Here is a 13,558-nt window from a genome sequence, read left to right on the forward strand (position 1 = left end):
GGCGCCGGTCGCATGCGAATGACGGCACAAACGAAAGCGCCCCTCGGGGCGCTTTTTCCTTTGCGGCTGAAGCGGCTGCCGCGCGGCCGGTCAGACGGCTTCCCGCTCGCGCCGGTGCTGAACCCAGTCGCCCGACGCAATGCGCGGACGCCCGGCGGTCGCGTGCGCGGCGACCGGATAGTAAAGGCACGCGTACTGCCGGCCGCCGAGTTCGACGGTCACGTCGTCCGGCTTGAACAGCGAGTCGACACCCGGATAGACGCGCTCGATCTCGTCGAGCACGGGAACAAGCAGGTCGTCGATTTCGTAGACGTCGCCCCAGACCAGCGACTTGCCGGCCGACCCGGCAACCATCCCCGGATACGTGCCGAAATCGTACAGCTCTCCCGGCAGCGCGGCGGCGCCGAGCAGCGTCGGCGCGGCAATTCCGTGCCTGGCGGCCGCGTGGCCGATGTCGTTGGCCTCCCCGTTTCTCAAGGTGCCGTAGACGAAGACGTAACGCATCGTGGTTCTCCTCTTTGATTCGTGTGTTGCCCTGTTCACGGGCGATTCATGCGCGATCCGTGCGCAATTCTTGCGCAATCCCCCGCGCATCGATAGACCACGATACCGGCCCGATGGTTCGAACGCGCAAGCGCCTCTCGTCGCGGGCGGCCCTGAAATCGCCGGGCCACACACAACATTCATTTGAGCGCGGCATGATCGCCCGACAAACCGTCACATGCGCTTTCGCGGCGCCTTCTACAATAACGGCATCGCCGCAGCGTTGCCCGAATCGTTCATGAATCCGCCCGCCCAAGCCGACGTACCGAACCTGTACGTCATCGACATTCCGCCCGAATTCGCGCCGACCGCCGTCCATCCAATGCGCGTGCGCGCACGGCAGCTCGACGCCGGACGCCGCATCCCGCTGCATACGCATGCATGGGCACAGCTCGCGTACGCATCGCGCGGCGTGCTGCGCGTCGCGACGACCGGCACGACATGGATGGTGCCGCCGTCCCGTGCGATCTGGGTACCGCCGCACGTGACGCACGAGGTCGTGATCGTCGAAGAGGCGTTCTTGCGCACGCTGTACATCGACGAGTCGATCGTGCCGGAAGAGCTTGACGCGTGCCGTGTCGTCGAAGTGACGGGGCTCCTGCGCGAACTGATCGTCGCGCTCGACGCGCGCGATCTGAGCACCGCGCGCGAGCGCCTGTTGTGCGGGCTCGTGCTCGACGAGCTGAGTCGCGCCGAACCGCTGCCGCTCGCGGTACCGATGCCCGACGAAAAACGGCTGCGCATGCTGTGCGAGTCGGTACTCGCGCATCCGGCGCATGCGGAATCGCTCGAGCACTGGGCAAGCGAGGTCGGCGCGAGCACGCGCACGATTTCGCGGCTCTTCAAGCAGGAACTGGGCGTGAGTTTTTCGCAGTGGCGTCAGCAGGCACTGCTGGCACGGGCCATTCCGCTGCTGAACCAGGGGCGCCCGCTGTCGCATATCGCGCGCGAGCTCGGCTACCAGAGCCAGAGCGCCTTTTCGGCGATGTTCCGGCGCGCATTCGGCGAAAGCCCGCGCGCATTCATGCTGCGCGGCTACGAACACCGCGGCCCGGAAGGCAGCCTCGCGGACGACGAAACCCCGGACGACGACGACATCGGCGCTGTCCGCTGAACGCGTCGTTCGGGGCCATCAGCGCGTCAGACCGGCCGCACCATGTGGCGGATCGAGCCAAGTTGCGCGAGCCGCGACCCGGCAACCCGATAGCCCATGCGCAAATAAAGACGCGCGGCAGGATTGTCGACGAACACGCGCAATTGCAGTTCGTGCAGCCCGCGCGCACGCGCCCAGCGGTGCGACATGTCGAGCATGTAGGTGCCGGCGCCCTGCCCGCGATGACCGGCCGCGATCTGTACGTCGCGGATGTGCAGCGAATCGCCCTCCTCGGTCACGCGCAGCACGCCGATGCGTTCGCCGTCGGCCTCGAGGATGAAGTTCTCGGATTCGCGCCAGCTCGCGTAGAACAGGTCGCTGCGCCAGACGAGCCCATGGCGCTTGTAATAGCCGCCCATGTTGCCGTGCGTCAGCGCTTCGGCAAACGGAAAATCGCCGGCCTCCGCGGGCCGGAGCTGATACAGGAGTCGCAGGTCGGTCGGATCGAGCATCGCGCAGGGGTCAAGAACGCATCCCGCCACGATAGCGCAGTCGCGTGCGGATGCAATCGCGGATTTCTCGTAGCGGCTCGACGCGTGATGACCGGTGGTTACGTGCCGCCCGCAGACGCAACTGGAAACGCAAAATGAAAAAGCCCGCACAAGGCGGGCTTCTTCATTTTTTGGCGGAGCGGACGGGACTCGCCTACATCCTGCAGGCCGCGGATGCGCGTGCACGCGCATCCCTTCGCGTCCCGCCGGAAGCCGCGCAGGCGGCTTCCTCCGCTCCGCGGTCACGCGCCCGCCAGCGGGCGCAATCGACGATACAAATAAAAAAGCCCGCACGAGGCGGGCTTCTTCATTTTTTTGGCGGAGCGGACGGGACTCGAACCCGCGACCCCCGGCGTGACAGGCCGGTATTCTAACCGACTGAACTACCGCTCCAGTCTTGCTGCTTGCCTGGCAGGCGTCGGTTGCTTCCTGCCGGCGCATCGTTTGTTCGAACGACGCCGAAATCTGGCGTCCCCTAGGGGATTCGAACCCCTGTACTCACCGTGAAAGGGTGATGTCCTAGGCCTCTAGACGAAGGGGACAACGTACTGCTTACATCCTTAATGCAAAAGCCCGTTCAAAAAACGTTCTTTGAACGGGCTTCGTTCTGGCGGAGCGGACGGGGCTCGAACCCGCGACCCCCGGCGTGACAGGCCGGTATTCTAACCAACTGAACTACCGCTCCAGCTTTTCTTACCCTCGCCTGCAGGATCTTGTCACGCTCCTGCAAGCGATGCGGCACTTCTACGAAACGCCGCTGAATCCTGGCGTCCCCTAGGGGATTCGAACCCCTGTACTCACCGTGAAAGGGTGATGTCCTAGGCCTCTAGACGAAGGGGACAACGTACTGCTTACATCTTTAATACAAAAGCCCGCTCAAAAACGTCTTGAACGGGCTTCGTTCTGGCGGAGCGGACGGGACTCGAACCCGCGACCCCCGGCGTGACAGGCCGGTATTCTAACCGACTGAACTACCGCTCCAGCTTTCTTACCCAACCCGCAGGACGTCGGTTACGTTCCTGCGAGCCTTGCGACACTTCTACGAAACGCCGCTGAATCCTGGCGTCCCCTAGGGGATTCGAACCCCTGTACTCACCGTGAAAGGGTGATGTCCTAGGCCTCTAGACGAAGGGGACAAAATCTTTTCAGATCTGTCTGACTTTCGCTATTCACTTTTCAATCAACAGCGAAGGCCGAAATTCTAACTGCTTTGAATCATTTTGTGAAGCATTTATTACTACCCTACTTGCTTCGCAAATCAATCCAGCTTGTTCTGATGGTGGAGGTAAGCGGGATCGAACCGCTGACCTCTTGCATGCCATGCAAGCGCTCTCCCAGCTGAGCTATACCCCCTTGCAGAACAGAAATGAGATTATATGGAGCTACTTTGAACTTGTAAATACCCTTTTTGCGATTGGAGCGAAATTTTTTGCGAAGCCGCCGCGATGTCACGCACGGGCGGCTTCGCTCGCCCCCGAAGCTCAGGCCAGCGCGGCCTCGATGCGCGACACCACGACATCGCGACCGAACAGGACGAGCACCGCGTCGATCGACGGCGTGTGCGTCGTCCCCGCCACCAGCAGGCGCACCGGCATCGCGAGTTGCGGCATCTTCAGCTTGTGCGTGCCGAGCGTCGCCTTCAGCGCGGCGGATACGGCCTCCTTCGTCCAGTCGGCTGCCTTCAGCGCAGCGACGAGATCGGCCAGCGCCGGACGCACCGCATCGGTCACGTGCTGCGCAAGCGCATCGGCCTCCGGTGCCGGCACGCGGTAGAACATCGCAGCGCCTTCCGCGATCTCCTTGACCGTCGTCGCGCGATCCTTCATCAGCCCGACCACGGCATCGAGCGCCGGGCCCGTGGCGATCGCCGCATCGTCGACGCCGAGTGCGGCGAGGAACGGTTTGGCCAGCTCGGCGAGGCGCGCGTTGTCGGCTTCCTTGATGTAATGCGCGTTCAGCCAGCTCAGCTTGCTGTGGTCGTATTGCGCGGGCGACTTGCCGAGATGCTCGAGATCGAACCATTCGACGAACTGCTCACGCGAGAAGATCTCGGCATCGCCGTGCGACCAGCCGAGGCGCGCGAGATAGTTGACGACCGCTTCGGGCAGGAAACCCGCGTCGCGATACGCCATCACGCTCATCGCGCCATGCCGCTTGCTCATCTTCTCGCCCTGCTCGTTCAGCACGGTCGGCAGGTGCGCGTAGACCGGCGCCTCGCCGCCGAGCGCATTCAGGATGTTGATCTGGCGCGGCGTGTTGTTCACGTGGTCGTCGCCACGGATCACGTGCGTGATGCCCATGTCCATGTCGTCCACCACCACGCAGAAGTTGTAGATCGGCGTGCCGTCCGGGCGCGCGATTACGAGGTCGTCGAGCTCCTCGTTCGAAATCTCGACGCGCCCCTTCACCGCGTCATCCCACACGACCGTGCCCGTCAGCGGATTGCGGAAACGCAGCACCGGCTTCACGCCGGCCGGCGGCTCCGGCAGCACCTTGCCGGGCTCCGGACGCCACGTGCCGTCGTAGCGCGGCTTCAGGCCGGCCTCGCGCTGGCGTTCGCGCAGCGCGTCGAGCTCCTCGGCCGACATGTAGCACGGGTAGGCAAGCCCCTTCTCCAGCATCTGCGCGAGCACCTCGCGATAGCGGTCCATCCGCTGCATCTGGTAGATCGGGCCTTCGTCGAAATCCAGGCCGAGCCATTGCATCCCTTCGAGGATCGCGTCGACCGCTTCCTGCGACGAGCGCTCGACGTCGGTGTCCTCGATGCGCAGCACGAACGTGCCCTTCATCTTGCGGGCGAACGCCCACGGATAGAGCGCGGAGCGGATGTTGCCGAGGTGGATGAAGCCGGTGGGACTCGGCGCGAAGCGGGTACGGACAGGACGGGTCATAAACGGTAACTCGAACGCCTGGGGCGCATGAATGATTCGACGCGGGATCGACGGCGGCAGCCCGGACAGCAACGGGGCCGGCCGCGCCCGGAACGGGAAAGAAGCCGGAATTATACTCGCGCCGGACATCGCGCCAAGCGCGCCGCTTGCTTTATGATGTGCGCGCCGCGGCCGCCAGCCGGCGCGGCGCCGGCCGCACGGAACCTGCCGCGCGGCCGCTCGGAACCTATCGCCGCCGCGGGCCGTGTGACCCGCCGCCAAGCCGCCGGAGAACCATTCGATGTCGTCCCCTCGCCTGTCGCGCCGCCACTTCACGATCGCCGCCGCGTCCGCCAGCCTCGCCGCCTGCACGTCGTTCGGCGACAAATCCCGTTCGGACAATACTTCCGGCGCCACGCAGCCGCGCGAGAAGCCGGTGAAGATCGGCATCGCGCTCGGCGGCGGCGCCGCGCGCGGCTTCTCGCACATCGGCGTGCTGAAGGCGCTCGAGGCGCGCGGCATCCCGGTCGAAATCGTCGCGGGCACGAGCGCGGGCTCGGTGGTCGGCGCACTGTATGCGTCGGGCATGAGCGCACTGCAGATCAACAAGATCGCGCTCGACATGGATCAGGCGGCGATCAGCGACTGGGCGCTGCCGTTCCGTTCGCGCGGGCTGCTGCAGGGCGTGGCGCTGCAGAACTTCCTGAACAAGACGCTCAACAACCGGCCGATCGAGAAGATGGCGAAGCCGCTCGGTATTGTCGCGACCGATCTGCAGAGCGGTCAGCCGATCCTGTTCCAGCAGGGCAACACGGGGCTCGCGGTGCGTGCGTCGTGCAGCGTGCCGTCGGTGTTCGAACCGGTGAAGATCGGCAACCGCGAATATGTCGACGGCGGCCTCGTGAGCCCCGTGCCGGCGTCGTACGCGCGCAAGATGGGCGCGAGCTTCGTGATCGCGGTCGACATCTCGGCCCGGCCGGACGGCGCGGCAACCAACAACCCGATCGAGATGCTGCTGCAGACCTTCACGATCATGGGCCAGACGATCAAGACCTACGAGCTCGAAAAGTACGCCGACGTCGTGATCCGCCCGAACCTCGCGGCCATGGGCGGCAGCGACTTCAACCAGCGCAACGCGGCCATTCTTGCAGGCGAGGAAGCCGTCGCGCGCATCATGCCGGAACTGCAGCGCAAGCTCGCGGCAGCGCGCGGCGTGGCCGCCGCGTAAGCACGCGACGCGCAGGCCGGCGCGCGCCGCCGGCCCGCAAACGACGGCGCGACCGTCATTCACCGTTTGCACCGCCCCAAAACAAAAAACCCTGCCGCCTTTCGGTGACAGGGTTTTTTCGATCCGGCCGGACCGGCCGTCGAACGTCAGTTGTTGCCGTTCGCCGAATCGTCGCCAATCGTCGCGCGCACGCGCTGACGCAGATCTTCCGGCTTCATCGGGAACTCCGACTCAAGCCGGCGCGCGCCGGTAAAACGCTTTTCCCAGTAGCCGCTATCGAGATCGTCGACGCGGATGGTGCTGCCCGTCGACGGCGAGTGCACGAACTTGTTGTCGCCGATGTAGATGCCGACGTGCGAGAACGTGCGGCGCATCGTGTTGAAGAACACGAGATCGCCCGGCTTGAGGTTGCTCATGCTCACCTTCTCGCCGACGCGGCTCATCTCTTCCGCTCGACGCGGCAGCGACATCCCGAGGGTGTCCTGGAACACGTAGCGCACGAAGCCGCTGCAGTCGAGGCCCGAATCCGGCGAGTTGCCGCCCCAGCGATAGCGCACGCCGATCATGTTCAGCGCGCCGACGACCACGTCGCCCGCCTTGCCGGCCATGCCGGCGAGGAACGACTTCGCGCCACCGCTCGACGGCTGCGCGCTGGTCTGCTGGAGGGAGGAATTCGACGCGTTCTGCGTCGAATTGGTGACATTCTGGTTAAAACTGCTGACTTCGTCGGCGAACGCGCCGGGTGCTGCTGCGAACAGGGCGCCGATGAACAGCCCGGCGATGGTGCGCGCGCATGCCTGGGTCAGGGATCGATGCTGCATTGGTCGATGGAATGTGCTTAAAAATCAGCTGATTGGCGGAAAATTTCGGTCGATACTAGCCAGCGCGTAATCGTTTGTCAAAACAAATTAATAAATACAATCGAGATGGTCAGACCATTGGCGGCCTATCACGCTTTCCAGACCGCTTTCAACAGCTTTTGTGTGTAAGGATGTGACGGTCTGCTGAAGATGTCGGCCACCTCTCCCGACTCGACGACGGCCCCGCCCTGCATCACCGCGACGCGGTGCGCCATCGCCCCGATCACCTCCAGGTCGTGGCTGATGAATACATAGCCGAGGTTGTATTTCTGTTGCAAATTCGCGAGCAGCTTGAGCACCTGCTGCTGGATCGACACGTCGAGCGCGGACGTCGGCTCGTCGAGGATCAGGATGCGCGGTTCCAGCACCAGCGCGCGCGCGATCGCGATCCGCTGGCGCTGCCCGCCCGAGAATTCGTGCGGATAACGGTGCAGCACCGTGCGGTCGAGGCCGACTTCGCGCAGCACCGCGAGCGACTTCGCGCGACGCGCATCGGGCGTCATGTCCGGGCGATGCAGTTCGAGCCCCTCGCCGACGATCCGCTCGATCGTGTGACGCGGAGAAAGCGAACTGAACGGGTCCTGAAAGACCACCTGCATGTTCGAGCGCAGGGCGGTCTGTTCGCGGCCGCGATAGGTCGACAGCGCGCGCCCCTGGAATTCGATCGTGCCGCCGGCCGTCTTTTGCAGGCCGAGCAGCGCCATCGCGAGCGTCGACTTCCCGGATCCCGATTCACCGACGATGCCGAGCGTCTCGCCCTGCCGCACCGACACCGACACATCCGCGACGGCCGTCACGGGTACCGAGCCGAACCAGCCCGCGATGCCCGGCCGCTTGCGCGCGAACTGCACGCTCACGTGGCGGGCATCGAGCACGACGGGCGCGATCGGCATCACCGGCGCGACCGCGCGTTGCGGCCGGCTGTTCAGCAGCCGCTGCGTATACGGATGCTCGGGTTCCGCGAAGATCCGCTCGACCGGCCCGCTCTCGACGAGCCGGCCGTGCTCCATCACCGCGACGCGATCCGCGAAGTGCCGCACGAGATTCAGGTCGTGCGTGATCAGCAGGATCGCCATCCCGCGCTTTTCCGCTTCCTCGCGCTGCAGCTCCAGCAGCAGGTCGACGATCTGCGCGCGGATCGTCACGTCGAGCGCGGTGGTCGGCTCGTCGGCCAGCAGCAGGCGCGGCCGGCAGGCGAGCGCCATCGCGATCATCGCGCGCTGCCGCTGGCCGCCCGACAACTGGTGCGGATAGCTGTCGACACGCTTCTCCGGCTCCGCGATGCCCGTGCGCGCAAGCAGAGCGATCGCACGCTTGCGCGCCTCGACCGCCGATACGCCGTCGTGCAGCACGATCGTCTCGCCGATCTGCACGCCGATCGTATACAGCGGGTTGAGCGCCGTCATCGGTTCCTGGAAGATCATCGCGATGTCCGAGCCGCGCAGCCCGCGCATCTCGCGCTCGCTCTTGCCAGCCAGGTCCTGCCCCGCGAAGCGGATCGCCCCGCTCACGTCGGCGTCGCGCAGCAGCCTCAGGATCGACAGCGCGGTCACGCTCTTGCCGGAACCCGATTCGCCGACCAGCGCCACGCGCTCGCCGCGACCGATCTCGAGCGTCACGTCGTCCACCGCGACCGTGTCGCCGAAGCGTACATGCAGATGCTCGAGCGCCAGCAGCGGCTCATGCTGCGTCGATACGACCGCCTCGCTCATCGCTGGCCTCCCGCCGCGCGCACCGAATCGGCGATCCGCGTATCGAGTGCGTTGCGCAGCGCATCGCCCATGAAGGTCAGCAGCAGCAGCGTCGTGACCAGCACGCCGAAGGTCGACAACGAGATCCACCATGCGTCGAGATTGCCCTTGCCCTGCGCGAGCAGTTCGCCGAGGCTCGGGGTCGGCGGCGGCACGCCGAGCCCGAGGAAATCGAGGCTCGTGAGCGCGAGGATCGAGCCGCTCATCCGGAACGGCAGGAACGTGATCACCGGCGTGAGGCTGTTCGGCAGCACATGGCGCCAGATGATCTGCCAGTTCGTGAGCCCCATCGCGTGCGCCGCGCGCACGTAGTCCTGCGTGCGGTTGCGCAGGAATTCGGCGCGCACGTAGTCGGCGAGCCCGATCCAGCCGAACAGCGACAGCAGCACGATCAGCAGCAGGAAACTCGGCTCGAAGATCGACGCGAAGATGATCAGCAGGTACAGCTCGGGCAGCGAACTCCAGATCTCGATCAGGCGCTGCCCGACGATGTCGATGCGCCCGCCGAAGAAGCCCTGCACGGCGCCCGCGGCAATCCCGAGCAGCGTGCCGATCACGGTCAGGATCAGCCCGAACTCGACCGACACGCGGAACCCGTACACGAGCCGGGCGAGCAGGTCGCGCCCTTGCGCGTCGGTGCCGAGCCAGTTCGCGCGCGACGGCGGCGCGGGGTTCGGCACGTTCGAGAAGTAGTTCAGCGTGTCGTAGTAATAATGGTTCGGCGGGTAGACGACGAAGTTGCCGGGCGCCTCGAGCCGCTTGCGCACATACGGATCGAGATAGTCGGCCGGCGTCGGGAAATCGCCGCCGAAGGTCGTCTCCGGATACGCATGGAACATCGGGAAATAGGTCTGGCCGTCGTAACGCACGACGAGCGGCTTGTCGTTCGACCACAGCGGCGCCGCGAGGCTCGCGGCGAACGCGACGACGAAGATCACGAAGCTCCAGTAGCCGAGGCGCTGCTGCCTGAAGCGCTGCCATACGCGGCGTGCGGGAGACGGCGACACGCGGGCGCGCGCCGCGTCGATGCGGGACGACACGACGGCCCGGTTCATCGCGCACCTCGCCCGGTGACGCCGGGCATGCAGACGGACGGTTTCATGTCAGCGCTCCAGGGTGTCGAATTGAATGCGCGGATCGACCCACACATAGCAGAGATCGGAAATCAGCTTGGTCGCAAGGCCGATCAGCGTGAACAGGTACAGCGTGCCGAGCACGACCGGATAGTCGCGCCGCACGACCGATTCGTACGACAGCAGCCCGAGGCCGTCGAGCGAGAACAGCGTCTCGATCAGCAGGCTGCCCGTGAAGAACGCACCGATGAACGCGGCCGGGAAACCGACGATCAGCGGCAGCATCGCGTTGCGGAACACGTGCTTCCACAGCACGCTGCGCTCGGAGAGCCCTTTCGCGCGCGCGGTCAGCACGTATTGCCGGCGGATCTGGTCGAGGAACGCATTCTTCGTGAGCATCGTGACGACCGCGAAGCTGCCGACGACCGACGCCGTGATCGGCAGCGCGATGTGCCACAGGTAGTCGAGCACCTTGCCGACGAGCGACAGCTGGGCGAAGTTGTCCGACGTGAGCCCGCGCAGCGGGAAAAGCTGCCAGAACGAGCCGCCGCCGAACAGCACGAGCAGCAGCACGCCGAGCACGAAGCCCGGAATCGCATAACCGACGAGCACGACGAGGCTCGTCGCGACGTCGAACGGCGAACCGTTGCGCACGGCCTTCGCGATGCCCAGCGGCACCGAGATCAGGTACGTGAGGAAGAACGTCCACAGCCCGATGCTGATCGACACGGGCAGCTTCTGCACGACCAGCGACCACACGCTCTGGTGGCGGAAGTAACTTTCGCCGAGATCGAAGCGCGCGAAGCGCTTCAGCATCAGCCAGTAGCGTTCGAGCGGCGGTTTGTCGAAACCGTACAGCGCCTTCAGCTGCGCGAGCTGCTGCGCGTCGACGCCGGTGTGCGCGCGCATCCCGAACGGCACCGCACCCTGCTCCGTCGCGCCCTTGCGCAATTCCTGCACGGCCTGTTCGACGGGGCCGCCCGGTACGAACTGGATCACCGCGAACGTGAGCGTCAGCACGCCGACGAGCGTCGGGATCATCAGCAGCAGGCGTTTGAGGATGTAGCTCCACATGGGCGTCGACTCGCGATCGGTAGGCAGGGTTGGACGTAGGGCGGCGCGGCTCAGTGATCGGGCTTCGCCCACCAGGTCGACACGACCCAGCCCTCGGCCGAATAGTACAGCGGCAGCGTCTGCGGGTAGCCGAGCGTGCGCTTGTACGCGATCCGGTGCGTCGTGCTGTACCACTGCGGGACCGCGTAGTAGCCATGCATCAGCACGCGGTCGAGCGCGTGTGTCGCATCGAGCAATTCGTCGCGCGACTGCGCGGTGCCGAGTGCGTGCAGCAGCGCGTCGACGGCCGGTGACTTCAGCCCGATGAAGTTGTCGGAGCCCGGCTCGTCGGCGAACTTGCTGGCGTAACGCGAGTATTGCTCGGCCCCCGGCACCTGCACGCCCGGCAGGCGGATCGTCGTCATGTCGTAGTCGAACGCGTCGAGGCGCTTTTGCAGCAGCGCGAAATCGGCCGTGCGAAAGCGTGCATCGATGCCGAGCTTCGCCAGATTGCGCTGATAGGCCGTCACGACACCTTCCATCGCAGCGCCCGAATCGTCGAGGATCTCGAACGTGAACGGCTCGCCTTTCGCATTGCGCAGCGCGCCGTCGCGATAGGTCCAGCCGGCCTGCGCGAGCAGCGTGCGCGCCTTCAGCAGGTTCGCGCGCAGCGAGCCCGGCGGATTCGTGTCCGGCTGAGTGACCATCGGCCCGAACACGGCCGGGTCGAGCTGCGCGCGCAGCGGCTCCAGCAACTTCAGCTCGCCGGGGCCGGGCGTGCCGGTCGCCTGCAGGTCGGTGTCGGCGAAGTAGCTGTCCAGACGCGTGTAGGCGCTGTAGAACAGCTGGCGGTTCAGCCATTCGAAGTCGAACGCAAGGTCGAGCGCCTGGCGTACGCGCACGTCGCGAAACAGCGGCCGGCGCAGGTTCATGAAGAAGCCCTGCATGCCGGCGCCGTTGTGCTGGCGGAATTCGCGCTTGACGAGCTCGCCGCTGTCGAAACGCTTGCCGACGTCGCGGCGTGTCCAGTTGCGCGCGATGTACTCGACGAGCACATCGTATTCGCCCGCCTTGAACGCTTCGAGCCGCGCAACGCCATCGCCGTACAGCTTGTAGACGATCCGTTCGAAGTTGTTGGTGCCCACCCGCACCGGCAAGTCGGCACCCCAGTACGCCGGGTTGCGCCGGTAAGTGATCGTCCGGCCGTTGTCGTAGCGCTCGATCAGGTACGGGCCGCTGCCGATCGGTTGCTCGAACGCGAGCTGGTCGAACGGGATGCGCGAGCCGTCCGCGCGCAATCCCCACTTGCGCGAAAACACCGGCACGCCGCCTGCGATCAGCGGCAGTTCACGATTCGCGCTGCGGAACTCGAAACGCACGGTGGCAGGATCAACCACCACGGCCTTCGTGATTTCCGCGAAATACGCGCCGAACTGTGGCGCGGCCAGCTTGCTCTTCAGTGTGTCGAACGAGAACTTGACGTCGTCGGCCGTGACCGGGTCGCCATTGGAAAAGCGCGCGCGTGAATTCAGGTGGAACGTGACCGAACGGCGATCCGGTGCGATGTCGATGTCGTCGGCGAGCAGCCCGTACGCGGACGCCGGCTCGTCCGAGCTGCCGGTCGCGAGGCTCTCGAACAGCATGTCGATGCCCGGCGCGGGATTGCCGCGCATCGTAAACGGGTTGAACTTGTCGAACGAGGTCAGCCGGTTGGGGTTCGCGAGCACGAGCGTGCCGCCCTTCGGCGCGTCGGGGTTGACGTAGTCGAAATGCCTGAAGCCCGGCGGATACTTCGGCTCGCCGTACTGCGCAATGGCGTAGGCCGCGTGCGCGGCGGTCGCGGCCAGCGCCGCCTGCAACACGAATACCGCGGCCGTGCGGCCGGCAACCCGTACGGCACGGCGGACACGCCCGGCGGCCCGGGGCGAACCCTTCGTCATAGAGGCCCTGTCGGTCGAATGAGGGTAGTAACGAGGGACGATTCTACCCATTCAATCCGTCGGGCCAAAAGAAAACCGCCATGCAGGCGGTTTCTTCATCGGCGGACGTTGCGCGCACATCACGCGTGCGCCCTGTCGATCAACGCCAGCCGTTGTGGCGACCGTTGTCCCAATGGCCGTGACCGCGATCCCAGCCGGGGCGGCCGCCGTGACGGCGGTACCACTCGTCGCGGCCCCAGTAGCGACGGCCGTCCCAGTAGCGGTCGCCATGCCAGCCGATCACGATAGTCGGCGCCGGTGCGTAGACGGGTGCCGGCGCGTAGACCGGCGCAGGCTGATAGACGACCGGCGGCGGAGGCGGCGGCGCATACACAGGTGCGGGCGCGACGTAGACCGGTGCCGGAACGCCGAGATTGATCCCGACATTGACTCCCGCCATTGCTGCGCCCGACACGAGCAAGGCCGTCATACCGGTCAAGAGCGAGGCAATACGCAAGGTCTTCATGGATTCCTCTTTGGGGGTTGTTTGATGTGTGATTCGACTATAACGGCAAGCGTTGCCCCCGCATATTTCAAGTTTGTAAGAACTGATGCGC

13 protein-coding genes and 8 tRNA genes are annotated in these 13,558 nt (G+C 65.5%); 5 read left to right on the forward strand and 16 right to left on the reverse strand.

The features are described from left to right. Positions 1 to 90: 90 nt before the first annotated feature. Positions 91 to 504 (reverse strand): gamma-glutamylcyclotransferase, encoded by a 414-nt coding sequence (locus tag AB3K92_RS33545; RefSeq protein ID WP_021159071.1) that lies wholly within the window; start codon positions 502 to 504, stop codon positions 91 to 93. Positions 505 to 781: 277 nt separating this feature from the next. On the opposite strand from AB3K92_RS33545, the gene AB3K92_RS33550 reads away from it, so the two are divergent. Continuing rightward, a complete protein-coding gene (locus AB3K92_RS33550; protein ID WP_369466625.1) occupies positions 782 to 1,657 on the forward strand; it encodes a helix-turn-helix transcriptional regulator in 876 nt (291 codons plus the stop codon). A gap of 26 nt (positions 1,658 to 1,683) precedes the next feature. Here AB3K92_RS33550 and AB3K92_RS33555 read toward each other — a convergent pair whose 3' ends face one another. The 9 genes from AB3K92_RS33555 to gltX all read right to left on the reverse strand — a co-directional run bounded on the left by AB3K92_RS33555 (position 1,684) and on the right by gltX (position 5,078). Further along, positions 1,684 to 2,148: a GNAT family N-acetyltransferase gene (locus AB3K92_RS33555; protein ID WP_021159069.1), complete on the reverse strand. Its 465-nt coding sequence runs from the start codon at positions 2,146 to 2,148 to the stop codon at positions 1,684 to 1,686. A 355-nt stretch (positions 2,149 to 2,503) separates the two neighbouring features. Then, positions 2,504 to 2,580: transfer RNA gene (locus AB3K92_RS33560), tRNA-Asp, on the reverse strand. 73 nt (positions 2,581 to 2,653) lie between these two features. Next, positions 2,654 to 2,729: transfer RNA gene (locus AB3K92_RS33565), tRNA-Glu, on the reverse strand. Between the two features lie 66 nt (positions 2,730 to 2,795). Next, positions 2,796 to 2,872, reverse strand: a tRNA-Asp gene (locus AB3K92_RS33570). 80 nt (positions 2,873 to 2,952) lie between these two features. Further along, a tRNA-Glu gene (locus tag AB3K92_RS33575) sits at positions 2,953 to 3,028 on the reverse strand. A gap of 63 nt (positions 3,029 to 3,091) precedes the next feature. After that, positions 3,092 to 3,168, reverse strand: a tRNA-Asp gene (locus AB3K92_RS33580). Positions 3,169 to 3,247: 79 nt separating this feature from the next. Then, a tRNA-Glu gene (locus tag AB3K92_RS33585) sits at positions 3,248 to 3,323 on the reverse strand. 141 nt (positions 3,324 to 3,464) lie between these two features. Next, positions 3,465 to 3,540, reverse strand: a tRNA-Ala gene (locus AB3K92_RS33590). 128 nt (positions 3,541 to 3,668) lie between these two features. After that, positions 3,669 to 5,078: a glutamate--tRNA ligase gene (gene gltX, locus AB3K92_RS33595; RefSeq protein WP_042977076.1), complete on the reverse strand. Its 1,410-nt coding sequence runs from the start codon at positions 5,076 to 5,078 to the stop codon at positions 3,669 to 3,671. A gap of 280 nt (positions 5,079 to 5,358) precedes the next feature. Here gltX and AB3K92_RS33600 point away from each other — a divergent pair, with 280 nt between their 5' ends. Beyond that, a complete protein-coding gene (locus tag AB3K92_RS33600; protein ID WP_021162487.1) occupies positions 5,359 to 6,285 on the forward strand; it encodes a patatin-like phospholipase family protein in 927 nt (308 codons plus the stop codon). Between the two features lie 146 nt (positions 6,286 to 6,431). On the opposite strand, the gene AB3K92_RS33605 is transcribed toward AB3K92_RS33600, so the two are convergent. From AB3K92_RS33605 to AB3K92_RS33625, 5 genes are all read right to left on the reverse strand, one after another. Further along, entirely contained in the window at positions 6,432 to 7,106 is a 675-nt protein-coding gene (locus AB3K92_RS33605) for a C40 family peptidase (protein WP_011352498.1), read from the reverse strand. Between the two features lie 128 nt (positions 7,107 to 7,234). Beyond that, positions 7,235 to 8,857: an ABC transporter ATP-binding protein gene (locus tag AB3K92_RS33610; RefSeq protein WP_021162485.1), complete on the reverse strand. Its 1,623-nt coding sequence runs from the start codon at positions 8,855 to 8,857 to the stop codon at positions 7,235 to 7,237. Further along, entirely contained in the window at positions 8,854 to 9,951 is a 1,098-nt protein-coding gene (locus AB3K92_RS33615) for an ABC transporter permease (protein WP_369466626.1), read from the reverse strand. The genes AB3K92_RS33610 and AB3K92_RS33615 overlap by 4 nt, the downstream gene beginning before the upstream one ends. Before the next feature lie 48 nt (positions 9,952 to 9,999). Next, positions 10,000 to 11,043 carry a microcin C ABC transporter permease YejB gene (locus AB3K92_RS33620; RefSeq protein ID WP_059489115.1) on the reverse strand — a complete coding sequence of 348 codons (1,044 nt, stop codon included), beginning with the start codon at positions 11,041 to 11,043 and terminating at the stop codon, positions 10,000 to 10,002. Positions 11,044 to 11,093: 50 nt separating this feature from the next. Next, positions 11,094 to 11,777, reverse strand: a complete 684-nt coding sequence (locus AB3K92_RS33625) for an ABC transporter substrate-binding protein (protein ID WP_148712287.1) — start codon at positions 11,775 to 11,777, stop codon at positions 11,094 to 11,096. Between the two features lie 75 nt (positions 11,778 to 11,852). On the opposite strand from AB3K92_RS33625, the gene AB3K92_RS33630 reads away from it, so the two are divergent. From AB3K92_RS33630 to AB3K92_RS33640, 3 genes are all read left to right on the forward strand, one after another. Further along, positions 11,853 to 11,979 (forward strand) — tRNA-Arg (locus tag AB3K92_RS33630). Between the two features lie 2 nt (positions 11,980 to 11,981). Then, complete coding sequence (locus AB3K92_RS33635; protein ID WP_369466627.1) at positions 11,982 to 12,548, forward strand: hypothetical protein; 567 nt, start codon at positions 11,982 to 11,984, stop codon at positions 12,546 to 12,548. Between the two features lie 37 nt (positions 12,549 to 12,585). Beyond that, positions 12,586 to 12,786 carry a hypothetical protein gene (locus AB3K92_RS33640; RefSeq protein WP_187330030.1) on the forward strand — a complete coding sequence of 67 codons (201 nt, stop codon included), beginning with the start codon at positions 12,586 to 12,588 and terminating at the stop codon, positions 12,784 to 12,786. 315 nt (positions 12,787 to 13,101) lie between these two features. Here AB3K92_RS33640 and AB3K92_RS33645 read toward each other — a convergent pair whose 3' ends face one another. Continuing rightward, positions 13,102 to 13,467: a hypothetical protein gene (locus AB3K92_RS33645; protein WP_021162483.1), complete on the reverse strand. Its 366-nt coding sequence runs from the start codon at positions 13,465 to 13,467 to the stop codon at positions 13,102 to 13,104. Between the last annotated feature and the right edge of the window lie 91 nt (positions 13,468 to 13,558).

The sequence above is a fragment of the Burkholderia sp. Bmkn7 genome, assembly GCF_041103175.1.
Classification (GTDB): Bacteria; Pseudomonadota; Gammaproteobacteria; order Burkholderiales; family Burkholderiaceae; genus Burkholderia; species Burkholderia cepacia.